The following is a 16,319-nucleotide window of genomic DNA, read 5'->3' as shown; positions in this document are numbered from 1 at the left end:
TCCGGCATCAATTGCCAGCAGTGGATGGACATGAAGAAGTTTCAGTACGACATCAACGGGCAGCTCAGTCTGACTCAGAGCGAGTACCCCTTCCTGAAGCTGATTCACGCGGACCAAGCGGTGTTGACGGCGGAACTGACCTGGATTTACTACCCGGGCCTCAGCTCGAGTGGCGTCACGCGCACGATCGACGGCCACGCCGTGCATCAGGCGCCGGCGGCGGGGTACTTCACGTGGTTGAACAACGGCTCGAGCCTCGGTTATCCGATCACGGCGGCAGCGGGTACGTCGAGCTCGGTGGGTGCGACCGTCGATTTCAACTGGACCTACGACGGTAGCGTGATCCCGGGCTGGCAAATCACGCCTGGCGTGACGTTCACCGATGCCCTGTACGGCTATACGCCTACGTTCACCGGCAACTATCTCCAGGGCGCGAAGTCGCTGAATCTCTACGTGTTGTTCAACCAGAACCCGGCTACTTGGCAGGCCGGAATCAACTATACGGCGTTCTTCGGCGGCCATGGCGGCGTGGGCCAGCCATACGCCGACCGCAATTTCGTCGGGCTGTTCGCGACACGCAACTTCTGATTCCGCGATGGCGGCAACGGCGCGCGAGCCCGCGCGCCGATACTTTTGAAGGATGGCTTCCGTGCTTACTCGATTCGTCACCCGCCTCGAGAAACTCATTTTCGGTCACCGCGCGATCGTGCTGTCGGCGATCGGTGTCTTTACCGCCGTGATGGCGGTATTCGCCGTGCAATTGCGAATGGAGGCAGGCTTCGAGAAGCAGATGCCGATCGGGCACGAGTACATCGAGACGTTCAAGAAATATCGCAACGACCTGTTCGGCGCAAATCGCATCACGGTGGTCGTGCGCGCCCGAAACGGCAACATATGGACGCCGCAGGGGCTGACGCGGCTTTATCAAGTGACGCAGGCTGTCACCTTCCTGCCTAACGTCGACCGCGGGGGCGTCGAGTCGCTGTGGACGCCGAATGCCTTCGTCAACGAAATCACGGACGACGGCTTTCGCGCGAGCCCCGTGATCGACGGCACGATTACGCCGAACCAGCTGACACCGGCCATCGTTGCGCAGATTCGACAATCCACCGTGGACGGCAACTATATCGGCACGCTCGTCTCGCATCGCGAAGACAGTGCGATGATCACCGCCGAGCTCAACGAACGCGACCGGTCCGGGAAGGTGCTCGACTACGTCGCATTCAATCGCTTGCTCGAGCAGCAGATCCGCAAGCCGTTCGAAGATGCCGGCTACGAAATTCAAATCATCGGCTTTGCCAAGCAGATCGGCGACATTGCGGACGGCGCCAGCGCCGTGCTCGATTTCTGCCTGATCGCGCTCGTGCTGACGGCGCTCGCGGTGTATTGGTACAGCCATTCCGTACGCTTCACCATTCTTCCGATCGCGTGTTCGCTGACGTCGCTCGTTTGGCAGTTCGGCACGCTGAAGCTGCTGGGGTTCGGGCTCGATCCGCTAGCGGTGCTCGTACCGTTTCTCGTATTTGCAATCGGCGTGTCGCATGGGGTGCAGCAGGTCAACCACATCGTTCGCGAACTCTCTCACGGCTATAGCTCGATGGAGGCCGCGCGCCGAAGCTTCAGCGGTTTGCTGGTGCCCGGCACGCTCGCGCTCGTCACGGCGTTGGTCTCGTTCATCACGTTGCTTTTGATTCCGATCCCGATGGTGCGGGAGCTTGCGATCACCGCATCGTTCGGCGTTGCCTACAAGATCGTCACGAACTTGGTGATGCTGCCTGTCGCCGCCTCCTGCTTTCATTTCACCAAGGCGTATGCCGACCGTGCTCTGACGAAGCGCGAGCGCCGGTCCGTCTGGCTGCGCGGCTTGGCGCGCGTGGCGGAGCCACGCAATGCCTATATCGTCGTCGCCGTCACGGCCGCCGTCTTTGCGCTGGCCGCGTGGCAAAGCCGGGATCGCGTCATCGGCACGCTGCAGCCCGGAGCGCCCGAGTTGCGCGCCGATGCGCGCTTCAACCGCGATGCGGTGTCGATCGCAAGCAACTACGACGTCGGTCTCGATTGGCTGACGATCGTGTTCGAAGCGAAGGGAGCGGCTTGCGACAATCCGGCGATCGGGGCGGCCGAGGACGAATTCGCCTCGACGATGCGAAGCGAACCCGGGGTGGTTTCCGTTCAGTCGTACCCGGGAATGCTGCGCACGTACAACGAGGGTTACAACGAAGGCAATCCGAAGATGAACGTCGTGCCGATCGATCCCGGAAACTATGCGGGGTTGACTGCCGAGATCGGCCGTGTGAAAGGCTACATGAACAAGGACTGCAGCATGACGGCCGTTCATCTGTTCCTGACCGACCATAAGGCTGCGACGCTCAATCGGATTCTCGGCGACGTCAAGCAGTATCGCGCGACGCACCCGTTCCATGATCTGTCGATTCGGCTCGCCGCGGGCAACGCGGGCGTGCTCGCCGCGATCAACGACGAAGTCGCGCGCAGCGAGCTGCCGATGATGCTCTACGTTTATGCAGCGATTCTGGCGCTCGTGTTTTTCGCCTATCGCGACGTGCGCGCAATGATCGCATGCTGCGCTCCGCTGACGGTGGCGACGTTCATCGGATATTGGTTCATGAAGGAGCTGCAGATCGGCCTGACCGTGGCGACGTTGCCCGTCATGGTGCTCGCGGTGGGGATCGGCGTGGACTACGCGTTCTACATCTATAACCGGCTGCAATTGCACATGGCGAGCGGCCAGACGATCGTCAAAGCGGTTGAGCATGCCATGCTCGAAGTGGGGGTGGCCACGATCTTCACGGCTATCACGCTTGCGATCGGCGTCGCGACGTGGAGCTTCTCCGCACTGAAGTTTCAGGCCGACATGGGCAAGCTGCTCGCGTTCATGTTCATCGTCAATCTCGTGATGGCGATGACGGCGCTGCCTGCGATCGCCGTCGTGCTGGAGCGTTGGTTTCCGCGCCGCAAGCCCGTGCGCGCCCCGGGCCTGCTGACCCACTGACTGCCGGTCTCGACATTTGAGGTTTTGCCATGATCAGGAATCTGTTTGCGGGTGCCGCGCTCGCCTGCTTTTGCATGATCGCCGCGGGCCAGACGGCCGGCGACGCACCGACGCCGCTCAAGATCGAGCCTGCCCACGCCTGGGCCGATCCGACACACGCGATGCTGCTCGACGTTGCGCATGCGGGCAGGCGCATCGTAGCGGTCGGGGAGCACGGCATCGTGCTGTTGTCCGACGACGGCGGCCGCAGTTACCGGCAGGCCAAGCGCGTGCCGGCATCGTCGACGCTTACCGCCGTCTATTTCGCGGATGCCGAGCACGGCTGGGCGGTGGGGCAATGGGGCGTGATATTGGCCACCGCCGACGGCGGCGAAACGTGGACGCTGCAGCGATCGGACACATCGATCGACCAGCCGCTCTTTTCCGTTTACTTCAAGGACGCCCGGCACGGCTGGGCAGTCGGGCTGTGGTCGCTCATGCTCGTTACCGAGGACGGCGGCCGCGCATGGAAGGTGGCGAAGCTGCCGCCTCCGCCTGGCTCGACCAAGGCCGATCGCAACCTTTTCCATATCTTCGCGGATCGCTCGGGCACGCTGTTCATCGCGGCGGAACAAGGCATGGTGCTGCGCTCGCGCGATGGCGGCGCAACGTGGGAGTACCGGCGGACAGGCAATAAAGGCAGCTTGTGGACGGGCACGTCGAGCGCCGACGGCACCGTGTTCGTCGGCGGTTTGCTCGGCCATCTGTATCGCAGCCGGGACGGCGGCGACACATGGGATGCCATCGATTCTGCCTCGACCGGCTCGATCACGGAGCTCGTTGCATCGGGCGACCGCGTGCAAGGCGTCGGCTTGGACGGTTTCGTGATCAGCGGCACCAGCACTGCCGAGCGATTCACGGCCCGTCAGCGGCCCGATAGGGCGGCGTTGACCGGGTTCGTCGTCTCTCGTTCCGGCCGAGAGATTCTTCTTTCGAAGGACGGCATTTTGAAGCCGGAGTAGTCCGCGGCCGCCGCGAGGACGGTGTGTCTCGATGACTTGTATTTCATACCTGGGATCTCTTTTCGAAATGAGCAAAACTTCAGACGGACTCAGCATTGCGCGCGGACGCGCTGCAACTCGCGGTTTGACCTCGCCGGGGGCCCTCGCAAAAGCGCGGCTACCGGACGACGAGTACGACGTCGTGGTCGTCGGCGCGGGATTCGCGGGCCTCACCGCGGCTCGCGAATTGGGATCGAGAGGGTTGCGGGTAGCCATCGTCGAGGCGCGCGATCGAATTGGCGGACGGACGTTCGTGACCGAGCAAGGCGGTCAGAAATACGAAATCGGGGGTACGTGGGTTCATTGGGGCCAGCCGTATGTTTGGAGCGAGCTTCACCGATACGGCCTCACGATCACGGAGTCGTTGAGCGGTGCCGCCGACACCATGAGCGTGCTGACCGCCGATGGCTTGACCACGGATACGGCGGAATCGATCGGCAAGGATCTCGAGCAAGCGCTAACCGCGTACTGCGACATCGACGGAGCGCAGTGCCGAGTGGCTTTCGCGAACCCGCATGCGGCGTCGACCGAACTGCTGGCGCGCTCGGACGAGCTCAGTTTGGCCGATCGCTTTGCAGCGATTCCGTCCCAGGGCCGTCAGCGAGATCTGCTGCTGTCGTTCTTGACCATGAATGCCGCAACCGATCCCGCCAAGGGCGGATTTCACGACCAACTACGCTGGTGGGCACTCGGTGAGTATTCGGCCGATTCCCTACTGAAGCGGCTGGGGCGCTACAAGATCGCGGAAGGGACCTCAGCATTGGCTGCGGCATTGCTGAGGGACTCGAAGGCTGATATCGCGCTCGAACAACCCGTCTCCCGAATCGACGTGGTCGACGGCAAGGTTCGCGTTCGAACGAAGACGATGGAGGTCAGCTGCAAGAGCGTCGTCGTGGCCGTGCCCTTGAACGTGCTCGGCGACATCGATTTCGGGGCTGAATTGTCTGCCGCTCGTTCGGCCGCCCATCAGGAGCGACATGTCTGCGCCGGCACGAAATTCATTGCCCGCGTCGACCGCAGCGTGGGGGCTTGGGTGGGTTTCGCGCCATTCCCGAATCCGCTGACGATGATCGTGGCCGATAGAGAGGTCGACGGGAAGTCCGTCCTCGTGGGTTTTGGTCCGGACGATGAGATCAAACTCGACGACATCCACCAGATCGAGGCCGAAGTACGGAAATTTCTACCCGGGATAGTCGTCGAGGAGGTGTTCGCCCACGACTGGACCCAGGATCCCTATGCCAAGGGAGGGTGGACGTGGTTTTCCCCTCGTCAGACCTCTAGGGTGCTACCGGAACTGCAGGCCCCCATGCCGCCTCTTTTCTTCGCCAACACGGACTGGGCTAGCGGATGGCGAGGATTCATCGACGGTGCGATCGAAGAGGGAATCCGAGGGGCCCGCGATGTCCTGTCGTTTCTTCGTTCGCCCGCATGAACACCTAACGCCATAACGCCCTAACGCTCTGCCCGATCGTCACTGCATCGGCACGGCAATCCAATCCAATTCTTACTCGAAGGAATACCCATGACGCTGAACGAAGCGATCGAAACATTGCAGACCCTATGCCGAAACGGAGACGCGCAGGCACTGTACCAAGAGATGTTTGCCGAGGATGCAGCTGTCTCGGGAGAGGGCGCATCGGGCATCACCGTGGGCTGCGAAGTGCTGGCCGCGCTGACGGAAATGCTGAAGATCACGCCATATTTATCGATCCGATCGGTGCGCACGACCGAGCTCGGCGACGGCTCGGCCGTGACATGGCTCGAGTGGACGTCGCCTCCAGCTGAAGGCGAACCCGGAGCGACGATCGCATTCCGTTCGCTGACGGCTTGGCACAAGCGCGGTGACGCCTGGGTCATCGCGGCCGACATGTACGGGCTGGGCGCCTTCGCCGAAGCCTGAGCGCAATCCATCCTTGTCCGACCTCTGAGGAAGAACCCATGCCGGAATCATCTATCGGGCCGAGCGAACACACCGGCCTCAAGCGAGACACCATTGGCTGGTTCAGCATCTTTCTGATGGTGATCACGACGAATGGCCCGCTGACCTCCATGGGCGGTGGTGTGCCGGCCAGCATCACACTCGGCAATGGCATTGGGTTGCCCGGCTCGTACGTCATCGTCTGCGCCGTTTATCTGCTCTTTGCCGTCGGCTTTTGCGCGATGAGTCCTTATGTGCAGAATGGGGGGGCGTTCTACGCGTACATCACCAAAGGGCTGGGCACGATTCCAGGCGTGGGAGGCGCTTGCATCGCAGTCTTGTCGTACGTCACCATGCTGCTCGCCTGTTACGCGATGCTGGGGCACTTCGTGAGCATGGCGTTCTCTTCATTCGGTGTCGAAATACCTTGGTGGGTTTGTGCAGGCGCCGCAGCTGTCGCGGCCCATTTGTTCTGTGTACGCGGCATCGAGTTCAGCGGCCGATTGCTGCTGCTGCTCATGCTTTCCGAGGTCGGCGTGATTCTCGCCGCCGATCTGCTCGAACTGCTGCGGGCGAGTCACGGCCACCGCCCGCTGTCGTTTCTGCCGTTCGCTCCGCATGCGGTCTTCACGCCGGGCTTTGGGCCGTCCTTGATCTTCGTGGTCGCATCCTTCATGGGGTTCGAGACGGCGGCCATCTACTCTCAAGAGGCCCGCGAGGCGCAGCGCTCGGTGCCGCGCGCCATGTACGTTTCCATCGCGTTCATCGGGGTGCTGTATGCGGGATCGATCTGGCTCATGCTGAACCACTTCGGCATGGCCCAGGCAGTCGGTGTGGCATCCAACGATCCCGGAGGAATGTGGCTTTCGATGTTCTCGGTGTTGGCCGGGCATACCGCCGCCAAGATCGGCTCCGTGCTGGTCATGACGAGTCTTTTTGCGGCCGTTTTGAGTTTCACGAACGTGGTGGCGAGATATTGGCACGCTTTGGCGGTTCGAGGCCTCGTTTGGCACGCATTGTCGCGGACCCATCTTCGGCATCAATCTCCGCACGTCGCCTCGGCGGCCACGATGGTCATATCGGTGAGCTTGATACTGCTTTGCGCGAAGGCGGGGCTGAACCCCATGCTCCAGGTATTGCCTTGGGCGAGCGTTCCGTCCGCTGTTGGCGTGCTCGCTTGCCAAGCGCTCGCCGCGATCGCCGTGGTGGTGTTCTTTCGGCGCAACCGCACTGGCGTCTCGCTTTGGCGAGCGCTGTTGGCACCGGCCATCAGCGCACTCATCTTGTTGTTTTTTCTCTGGGAAATGATCGTTCACGTCGAACTCTTGTCGGGTTTATCCGCTGGGCTGAGTTACGCCATGGCCATGAGTGTGCTGCTGGCCGGCGTGCTCGCCTCGTCTTATGCGGCGGATCTTCGTCGCCGCTCGCCGAAGCGATACGCTCAACTGTCGGATCTGGTTCGCCTGCGTTGAGTACGACGAACGGTGAGAGCAGTAGTCGGAGCAGGCGGTCGGTTCCGCCGCTCGTCAGATCAAACAAGTCTCGAAAGCGGTGCCTGGTATGAAGAGGCGCTGCTCGCAAAATACCGATTCGGCCGCATTCACTTGCATCAACGCGACGTAACGCTCCAATCCATCGCAGCCCACGATCGCGAAGACACTGCCGTCGGAACCGTTGGCAAAGCGCTCGTCGCCCTCCATGACGTCCACGTTGTCATGAAGCCCGCATAATCGAGCGTTCTCCACGACGTTCCAGACCTGCGGGAGCCGCAAGACGATGTCGAGCACGTCCTCGGATATCGAAATGATCGCGGCATGAGCATCGTCGCAGCGGTCGAACCAGCCGGCTTCACCGGTTGACTCGACGCGGATCGCCGCGACGGCGTACAACAGCATGGTCGTAGTTTCGACTGTCATAGGCCGTGGACATCGGTTCGGAATGGCAGGGCACCGAACGAGCGGTGACGAGCTCTTCGCTGCCCCTCGCCGATTATTGAACGGCTCGCCCTAAGCCTGCGTAGAGCCCGGGATCTTTTCTTCTCAACCGATAGGCGGCCCACACACCCGATGCGCCGATCGCGAGCAGGAAGTACGGAAACAGCGCGACGAGCTTCGAGTCGGAGCCGCTCAAGACGGACAAGTTGCGAATGACGAGCACGAGGCAGGCGCCGAGCGAGATCACGCTGATGGCTGGAGCGATGAGCCGGTGAACGAGGCCGGCATCGCGGTGATCGCGCGCAAAAAACGCGATGACCGACGCGGCCACGAGAATCTGCACGGCGATGATGCCGATCGTCGCCAGCGCGCTCATCCACGAGAAGACGATGGCGAACGGATCGAGGCGCAGCATGGCGGAGCCTACGACGGTCACGAGCGCGATGAGCGTCTGCAGCTTGCCGGCCACGTCCGGGCAGTGATAAACGGGGCACGTATGGCCGAGCTTGCTCCAGAGCACGCCTTCCCTCCCCATTGCATAGAAGTAGCGGGTGATCGTGTTGTGGAACGACAGAATCGCCGCGAAAAGACTCGTCACGAGCAGGATGTTCATCGCATCGGTGGCCACTCTGCCGAGCAGCTTGTCGCTCATTGCGAACCAGAGGTTGGCGGGGTCTTTCGTTGCCTGCGCAACGATCTGATGCTCGCCCCATGCTTCGACGATCGCCCAGGCGGAAAACGCATAGAACGCCATGATGAGCATGACGGCCAGGTACGTGGCGCGCGGAATGGTGACCTTGGGATCGCGTGCTTCCTCCGAAAAGATCGCCGTTGCTTCGAATCCCATATAGGAGCCTAGAACGAAGACGAGTGCGGTGCCCAATCCGGGGCTGAAGACGGCGGCAGGGCTGAACGGTCTCGCGCTGAATCCGCCCGGCCCACCGCCTTTCGCGACGATTGCCAGATCGAGCAGCGTGACGATGGCGATCTCGCATACCATCAGCATCCCGAGGAGCCGGCCGCTGAACTCGATGTGCCGCGCGCCGCAGAAGTGGACGATGGCGATGCATGCGAGCGCGAACGCCCACCATGGGATGTCGATTCCGTAGTGGTGCGCAATGCCGTCGTTGAGAAAGAAGCCGAACATGCTGTAGATCGCAATCTGCACCGCGTTGTAGGCGGCGATCGCGACGAATGCGCCCCCGACGCCGAGCGGAGCGCCGAGCCCATTGGCGATATAGGCATAGAACGCTCCGGCGTTCGAGATATGCCGGCTCATGGCCGCGTAACCGATGCTGAAGACCAGATACATTACGCCGGCCAGCACGAAGGCGCCGGGTACGCCTGCTCCGTTGCCTAACGAAAAGGCCGCGGGTGTCGCGCCTACCATGGCGGTGAGCGGCGCGGCCGCGGCCACGACGAAAAAGACGATCTGAGGCAGTCCGACAGCGTTCTTGCTGAGCCCCTCATGAGGCTGACTGGAAATTTCGGTCATAGGTCATCCTGGAAATCGGATCGCTCTCGAGTCGGGGCGATCGCGGCAGGACTACTGTACGGCGGCCAAATTTCGCGTGTTGTCCGCTATCGGCAATCCGTGCCTGAGTCCGAGTTAGGACTTACCCGACCGCATTGTGCTCGGCGAGCGGCGGCTTCTCAGGCGCGTGGGGTTTGCGACGGCAGTTCGTGAAAATGTAGCTGGTAGTAGGACGAAAAACGTCCGAAATGGCAAAACCCGAACTGCGCGGCGACATCGCCGATACGAACCGAGGGCGGCGTCGTCATCAAGAATCGGCGGACGGCGTTCAGTCGAATCGATCGGAGATAGGCAGTGGGCGTCGTGCCTGCGACGTTCTGGAAGCTGTATTGCAGCGTCCTGCGGCTGATCTTCAAGCGATGGCACAGGTCGAGCACGGTCAACATGTCGTCGTCGCTGTCGAGCGCGATCTCTTGGCTCTTGCGAACGACGTAGCTCTGCGTCGACATGTGCGGCAGCGTCGGGCTTCCTTCCCCGTCGGATTGCACGAGGCTCAGCACGATTCCGATGACGCTATGCGCGAGCATCTTTTCGTCGAATGCGTCGCGATTCACGAGCGATTCGCCGTCCAGTGCCATGTGGAGCACGTCTTGAAGATCGCGGACGGCCGCTTGATAGCGCGGGAGCGACACCGGCAGCACCGGTTGCGCGAGGATGCGCTCGGGCAACTCGGAAAGTGCCGCATGCTCCGGATCCGAAGTGAGCGCCCGGTCGATCGTAAACGCGATGACGTCCGTATCGCAAGGCAAATGGACGACGAACTCCTCGCCGCCACGTAGCGTCAACAGGCTCGGCAAACTGACGGCGCGACCCTGCACGAACGGCGCGACCGCATGAACCGCCGGCAGGGCGAAGCATAGTTGATTGCGCGGCGCGTGACCTTCTTGCAGGACCCGCTGGTTCAGTTGCTCGTGAAAGACGTGAAAGTGCCGGCCCGAGATCTGGCGCAGCGTGGTGCTCGCCGAGCCGGGGCTGATCTGTTCATAGCGCTGCGTCCAATTCGCGATGGCTTGCGAGTGAAGGTACACATCCGAAAAATGCCGCGTTTCCGCGCGTAGATCCATGGTCGGCTTCACGGTTAGATCTCGGAGCCGACCGCGCCGATCGTCGTGCCGGCAGCCTCGCGTCGGCTTTGCTTGATGCAACCGAGCAGAAGCAGCATGCCGAGCAGCAGGATCGCCGCGACCGCGCCCATTGCGACGTAAGGTGATCCCGTGCGAGCCGATACCGATCCGATCAGCCACGAACCGATGGCGCCGCCGATGGACCCGCTCATGCTGATGAGCGCAATGCCCGCGGCGGCGGCGCGACCTGAAAGCAGGCGGGTCGGGATGGTCCAAAAGACGATCGGCATCGTGAACGAGGTCATTTGGGCAAGCGCGAGCAGCGCCGCGGTGGCCGCGACGCTATGAGCGGCCGCCGGCAAGGCGAGCAGGCATGCCGCTGCCGCGAATCCACAGCCGGCGACGTGCCAGCGGCGTTCGTTGTAGCGGTCCGAGCTGTGTGCGATGGCAAGGTTCGCCAACATCGTCAGGAAAGAGACGATGCCTGCGATCCAACCGATCTCGGATAGGCTCGCCGCGCCGGCGTGGCGAAGAATGGTCGGCGACCAGAAGGTCACGGCGATGAGTCCGATATAGATGCAGAAGTAGACGGCCGCCAGCACGAGAATGCTTGGCGCGCGGAAGATATCTCGGAGCGGCGCGCTCGAATGAAGCATCGAATCCGCACGGGTGCTATCAGCCTTGAGCGCGCGTTGAACGGTGTCCTTCTCATGCGCGGAGAGCCAACGCGCCTTCCCGGGGGCGTCGCACAAAAGCCGCGGCGCCAATGCCCCCAAGGCAATCGCGGGCAGCCCTTCGATCAAGAACAACCACTGCCATCCCCTCAGATCGAGGCGGCCGTTCAGGTGCGACATGATCCACCCGGAAAGCGGCCCGCCCACCATGCCCGCGATCGGGACGGCCAGCATCAGGATGCTGTTGATCCGCGCCCTGAGCCGGTCTGGAAACCAATAGCTCAGGAAAAGGATCATGCCGGGAAAGAAGCCCGCCTCCGCGGCGCCCAGCAGGAAGCGCAGGACGTACAGGACGCCGGCATTCGTCATGAACGTCTGCAGGACGGTCACTGCACCCCATAACGCCATGATGCGCATCAGCGTTCTGCTGGCGCCGATTTTCGTCAGCAGCAAGTTGCTGGGCACTTCGAAGAGTGCGTAGGCGATGAAGAACAGCGCGGTGGCCGTCCCGTACACGGATTCCGTGAAACGGAGATCGTGCATGAACTGCAGCTTCGCGAAACCGATGTTGACGCGATCGATGAAGTTCAGGACGTAGCACGCGAAGAGGAACGGGAGGATGCGCCAGGCGATTCGGCGGAACGTCCGGTTTTGGCTCGTTGCATCTGACATTGGACTCCCCAGGTATTCGTCGGTGGGAATCCCCTATGTGTTGTTGAATACCGTATTTAGGGATTCGTGTTCTTTATGATGGAACGTATCGCATCACGCAAGAACACTAATCCCGAAAAAAGGGATGGTCAACCTCTGTTTGGTAGGTATTTTCATCAGGCGCGACACATCGCGCGGCGTCTAGCGGATCTCGTCTGGTTCAGCGAATGCGGGTCTCACCTCGGCGCGGGCGCGGCCGGATACGCTTTACGCCCGACCGCTCGCGCTGCTCCCGCCAGTGCGCTGCCCAGTGCCGACTCGTTGAATAGCGCATAGTGCTCGCGCCGAAAAACCAGCGTCATGCTCGAAGTGGCTTCGCCCGTTTCTCCAGAGGGGATGGGCGCGGAGATGCCGACGTGGCCTTTGTGCAGTTCTTCGTGCGAAACCCAGTAGCCCTGCTGAATGATTTGCTGACAGTACCGCCAGAGAGTGGGCCAGTCTTCCGTGAGCGCCGGGTCTTCGGCCAGCAGGTGCCGCTCGAATAGGCGCTTGAGCCGCGCTCGGCTCATCGTCGCGATGATGACCTTCGACGAGGCGCCTCGCATCAGCGGCATGACCTGGCCCCGGCCGAACCCGAGGTTGAGCCGCTCCGGCCCGCTCTCGTGGTGGATGTTGATGATTTGTTCGTCGTACATCGTCGAGATGAGCCCTTCGCCCCCCGTGCTCCTCACGAGCTTCTTCAGTTCAGGGATGCCCGCCTGAAGGAGCGGGTCCGATTCCCGCATTTTGCGATCGAGGTTAATGATGCGCGCACCCAACGAGTAGACGCCGTTCGCGTTGTTCAGCAAGCCCGCTTCGGTGAGTTCCTTGACGTACCGGTAGCAGGTGGTGCGGGTGAACCCCATGCGCTCGGCGATGGATTCCGCTGTCATCGACATGTCAGTCGAAGAGAACAGGTCAAGGATCGACAACATCCGGGTGAGGCTCGACATAGCGTTTCTATCTCTATCGCTTCTATCTGCGGGTTGGTCAACGGCCGGGCATGCGCCGCCTCGCATGATGCCTCGTTGCTTGCGCTGCGCAAAGTCCCAGCGTTGAAGGCGCGGGTGGGCAGCCGTGCCCGGCGAGCCTCGTCCATGCGGCCGCCGCAGCCCGCTCGCCCATCTTCGAGTCGACTTTGCCATAGGTAAAAATCCCGAAAAAAGAGATTGAAATCACTGTGAATCATGAATTTTCCCCGGATTGATGAATTGACAATCTCGAAATGCGGGATTAGCATGACTTCCATCGATCGCGGCGCGGGTGCGCCGCTACGTGTCTCATCAGGACAAGCCGATTGGAAACTACTTATTCCCCCGCTCTCGCCCCGGACACGACCGGCGCCGATGCTGCGCCGAACGGCGCCGAACGTCTGCTCCTCGCCGCGCGCGCCGCTGGCGCCGAGGTTTGCTTTGCCAATCCCGGTACGACGGAAATGCCGCTCGTCGCCGCGTTGGACGCCATCCCTGGAATTCGGGCCGTGCTGGGCTTGTTCGAAGGGGTGTGTACGGGAGCCGCCGATGGATACGGGCGGATGACGGGCAAGCCGGCGCTCACGCTGCTGCATCTCGGCCCAGGGTTCGCGAACGGAATCGCCAACTTGCACAACGCAAGGCGTGCACGTACGCCGATCGTCAACGTCGTCGGCGACCACGCGAGCTGGCATCTGCAATACGACGCGCCACTGACCTCCGACATTCATTCGCTGGCTCGGCCGGTGAGCGGCATGGTCAGAACGATCGAATCCACGGCGGACATCGAGGGTGACACCGTCGAAGCATTCCGAGCCGCGCTGAAGGCGCCCGGCAGCATCTCGACGCTCGTTTTTCCCGTCGATCACCAGCAACATCCCGCCCCGGCGAATGTCGGTGCGCCAGCGTTGATTCCCTCCGCGCGCGGATTCCAAGAATCGCGCGTGCAAGCCGTCGCGCAAATGCTGAAGGCGGGCAAGCGCCTCGTGTTCCTGCTGGGCGGCGGTGCGCTGTCCGAGCGCGGGCAGCGTGCCGCCGGTCGAATCGGTGCGAACGCCTCTGTGCGTTTCTTCAGCGAGACCTTTCCGGCTCGGACGGAGCGCGGGGGCGGCCTTCCCGATATCGATCGTCTGCCGTATTTCCCCGAGAAGGCGATCGAGCAACTTCAAGCCGCGGACGCGGTGGTGTTGGTGGAAACGATCGCGCCCGTTGCTTACTTCGGCTACGAGGGGCTGCCGAGCCTGCTCGTCGATGAGCGGCGATTGGTGACGCTCGCCGATGTGGCGGAGTGCGGCGAGGGCGCGCTGGAACGACTCGCGCACCTCGTCGGACCGGGCGATTCCGAGACTTTTGTGCCGGCATCGCGCTATCCGATTCCTGATAGCGCGCTCGATCCGGCGCTCGTCGGCAAGGTGCTGTCGAACGCGCTGCCCGATGCAGCGATCGTATCGGTGGAAGGCGGGACCTGCGGCTATCCGTTCGTCACTGCGTCGGCGTCGGCGGCCCGCCACACGATTCTCACGAATACGGGCGGCGCGATCGGACAAGGGTTGCCCGTCGCGCTGGGCGCCGCCGTCGCCTGTCCGGCGCGCCGCGTGTTCGCCCTGCAATCGGACGGCAGTGCTCAGTACACGATTCAGTCGCTCTGGACGATGGCGCGCGAGCGCTTGCCCGTCGTCATCCTGATTGCGTCCAATCGCCGCTACGGAATATTGCAGACGGAACTGCGCCGCGCAGGCAGCGAACGGTTCGGTCCTCAAGCTCGCGCGCTCACGGAACTCGACGACCCGGCATTCGATTGGCCCTCGCTTGCTGCGGGCTACGGCGTGCCCGCCGTTCGTGCATCGACCACGCGGGAGTTCGAAGCTGCGCTCGGCGATGCGCTCGCTCACACGAGCGGCCCTTTCCTCATTGAAATGGTGCTCGCCTGAGCATCGCCTACCGGATTTCGAAACATGTCCACCGACGTTAATGGTTGGCGCGATCTCATCGGCGATGCGGCGCGTCGTTTTGCAATGCGCCCGCATCGGCTGTTCATCAATGGCGCTTGGCACGACGCCGCTGAGGGGGGCACGTTCGATACGCTCGATCCCGCAAGCGGGACGGTCATCACGAGCGTGGCCGACGCGGGGGCGGCAGATGTCGATGCGGCCGTCCGCGCCGCGCGCGCAGCGTTCGAATCGAATGCATGGCGCAAGATGACGCCGATCGATCGGGGGCGCTTGCTGAACCGCTTGGCCGATCTGATCGAGACCAACGCGCAGGAATTGGCCGAGCTCGAATCGCTCGACAACGGCAAGCCGCTGACGGCCGCGCTGAACGGCGACGTGGCGGGCACCGCGAAAATGTTCCGCTACTTCGCGGGGTGGCCGAGCAAGCTCGAAGGCGCGACGATTCCCGTATCGCCGAGCGGAGGACGGACGTTCTTGAACTACACGCGCAGCGAAGCGGTGGGTGTGTGCGGGCTGATCGTTCCGTGGAATTTCCCGCTTTCGATGGCTGCGTGGAAGCTGGCGCCGGCGCTCGCGGCGGGCTGCGGCTGCATCTTGAAACCTGCCGAGCAGACGCCGCTCACGGCGTTGAGACTGGCCGAATTGATCGACGAAGCGGGGTTTCCGGCCGGGATCGTGAACGTCCTGACGGGACGAGGTGCGACTGCGGGCGCGGCACTCGTCGCCCACCCCGGCGTGGACAAGATTGCGTTCACAGGGTCCACGCTGGTCGGCAAAAACATCGCGCGCCAATGTGCGGATTCGCTCAAACGCGTCACGCTCGAACTGGGCGGGAAATCGCCCAACATCATCTTGCCCGACGCTGATCCCGCCGAGGTGGCGGAGGCCGCGGCTGCCGCGATCTTCTACAACCAAGGTCAGGTCTGCACGGCCGGCTCGAGGCTCTATATCCATCGAAAGCACTTCGATCGCGTCGTTGCCGACGTCGTATCGAAGGCCCAAGCGATTCGAATCGGCCCCGGGCTGGAAGCCGGCACGCAGATGGGACCGCTCGTTTCAATGCTCCAGCATCAGCGCGTGAGCCACTACGTGGACGTCGGGCGCAGCGAGGGTGGCACGACGGTCACCGGCGGCGGACGCCCGCACGGCAGAAAGGATGGGTACTTCTTTGAACCGACGGTCTTCGTCGATACCCGAGACGGCGCACGCATCGTCAAAGAGGAAATATTCGGCCCGGTGCTGACGGCGATGCCTTGGGACGATATCGATGACCTCGTGAATCGCGCGAACGATTCGCCGTTCGGCCTCGCGGCGGGCCTGTGGACGCGCGACGTCAAGCAAGCGCATCGGATCGCCGCGCGCCTGAAGGCCGGAACCGTCTGGGTGAATTGCTACAACGTGACGGACCCGGCGTCGCCGTTCGGCGGCTTCAAAGAGTCGGGGTGGGGCCGAGAGCTGGGCCGCAAAGGCATCGAAAACTACCTCGAAACGAAAAGCGTTTGGATCAACGTCGATTGAAAACGGAGCATGCA

13 protein-coding genes are annotated in these 16,319 nt (G+C 62.5%); 8 read left to right on the top strand and 5 right to left on the bottom strand.

Annotated features, from left to right (window positions below):
- The 6 genes from ACTHNZ_RS15440 to ACTHNZ_RS15415 all read left to right on the top strand — a co-directional run.
- A partial coding sequence (locus ACTHNZ_RS15440; RefSeq protein ID WP_440543387.1) for a DUF1302 family protein occupies window positions 1–588 on the top strand: 588 nt, incomplete at its 5' end.
- A 61-nt stretch (window positions 589–649) separates the two neighbouring features.
- Window positions 650–3,010, top strand: a complete 2,361-nt coding sequence (locus ACTHNZ_RS15435) for an efflux RND transporter permease subunit (protein WP_440543386.1) — start codon at window positions 650–652, stop codon at window positions 3,008–3,010.
- 29 nt (window positions 3,011–3,039) lie between these two features.
- Window positions 3,040–4,011, top strand: coding sequence for a WD40/YVTN/BNR-like repeat-containing protein (locus ACTHNZ_RS15430; RefSeq protein WP_440543385.1), 972 nt, complete (start codon window positions 3,040–3,042; stop codon window positions 4,009–4,011).
- A 67-nt stretch (window positions 4,012–4,078) separates the two neighbouring features.
- On the top strand, window positions 4,079–5,482 hold the full coding sequence (locus ACTHNZ_RS15425; RefSeq protein WP_440543384.1) for a flavin monoamine oxidase family protein: 1,404 nt from the start codon (window positions 4,079–4,081) through the stop codon (window positions 5,480–5,482).
- A 90-nt stretch (window positions 5,483–5,572) separates the two neighbouring features.
- A complete protein-coding gene (locus ACTHNZ_RS15420) occupies window positions 5,573–5,950 on the top strand; it encodes a DUF4440 domain-containing protein (protein WP_440543383.1) in 378 nt (125 codons plus the stop codon).
- Window positions 5,951–5,988: 38 nt separating this feature from the next.
- On the top strand, window positions 5,989–7,440 hold the full coding sequence (locus ACTHNZ_RS15415) for an APC family permease (protein ID WP_440543382.1): 1,452 nt from the start codon (window positions 5,989–5,991) through the stop codon (window positions 7,438–7,440).
- A 54-nt stretch (window positions 7,441–7,494) separates the two neighbouring features.
- Here the strand turns inward: ACTHNZ_RS15415 and ACTHNZ_RS15410 are convergent, their stop codons facing one another.
- From ACTHNZ_RS15410 to ACTHNZ_RS15390, 5 genes are all read right to left on the bottom strand, one after another.
- Window positions 7,495–7,884 carry a hypothetical protein gene (locus ACTHNZ_RS15410; RefSeq protein ID WP_440543381.1) on the bottom strand — a complete coding sequence of 130 codons (390 nt, stop codon included), beginning with the start codon at window positions 7,882–7,884 and terminating at the stop codon, window positions 7,495–7,497.
- A gap of 73 nt (window positions 7,885–7,957) precedes the next feature.
- On the bottom strand, window positions 7,958–9,397 hold the full coding sequence (locus tag ACTHNZ_RS15405; RefSeq protein ID WP_440543380.1) for an APC family permease: 1,440 nt from the start codon (window positions 9,395–9,397) through the stop codon (window positions 7,958–7,960).
- Between the two features lie 158 nt (window positions 9,398–9,555).
- Window positions 9,556–10,512, bottom strand: a complete 957-nt coding sequence (locus tag ACTHNZ_RS15400) for a helix-turn-helix domain-containing protein (protein ID WP_440543379.1) — start codon at window positions 10,510–10,512, stop codon at window positions 9,556–9,558.
- A gap of 2 nt (window positions 10,513–10,514) precedes the next feature.
- Window positions 10,515–11,846, bottom strand: coding sequence for an MFS transporter (locus ACTHNZ_RS15395; protein ID WP_440543378.1), 1,332 nt, complete (start codon window positions 11,844–11,846; stop codon window positions 10,515–10,517).
- Between the two features lie 215 nt (window positions 11,847–12,061).
- Window positions 12,062–12,799 carry an IclR family transcriptional regulator gene (locus tag ACTHNZ_RS15390; RefSeq protein ID WP_440543393.1) on the bottom strand — a complete coding sequence of 246 codons (738 nt, stop codon included), beginning with the start codon at window positions 12,797–12,799 and terminating at the stop codon, window positions 12,062–12,064.
- 362 nt (window positions 12,800–13,161) lie between these two features.
- Here ACTHNZ_RS15390 and ACTHNZ_RS15385 point away from each other — a divergent pair, with 362 nt between their 5' ends.
- Window positions 13,162–14,766 carry an acetolactate synthase large subunit gene (locus ACTHNZ_RS15385; protein ID WP_440543377.1) on the top strand — a complete coding sequence of 535 codons (1,605 nt, stop codon included), beginning with the start codon at window positions 13,162–13,164 and terminating at the stop codon, window positions 14,764–14,766.
- A gap of 24 nt (window positions 14,767–14,790) precedes the next feature.
- Complete coding sequence (locus ACTHNZ_RS15380) at window positions 14,791–16,305, top strand: aldehyde dehydrogenase family protein (protein WP_440543376.1); 1,515 nt, start codon at window positions 14,791–14,793, stop codon at window positions 16,303–16,305.
- Window positions 16,306–16,319 lie beyond the last annotated feature (14 nt).

The organism is Trinickia sp. (assembly GCF_051953955.1).
Lineage (GTDB): Bacteria > Pseudomonadota > Gammaproteobacteria > Burkholderiales > Burkholderiaceae > Trinickia.
This window is presented reverse-complemented; position numbering and strand designations above follow the sequence as displayed.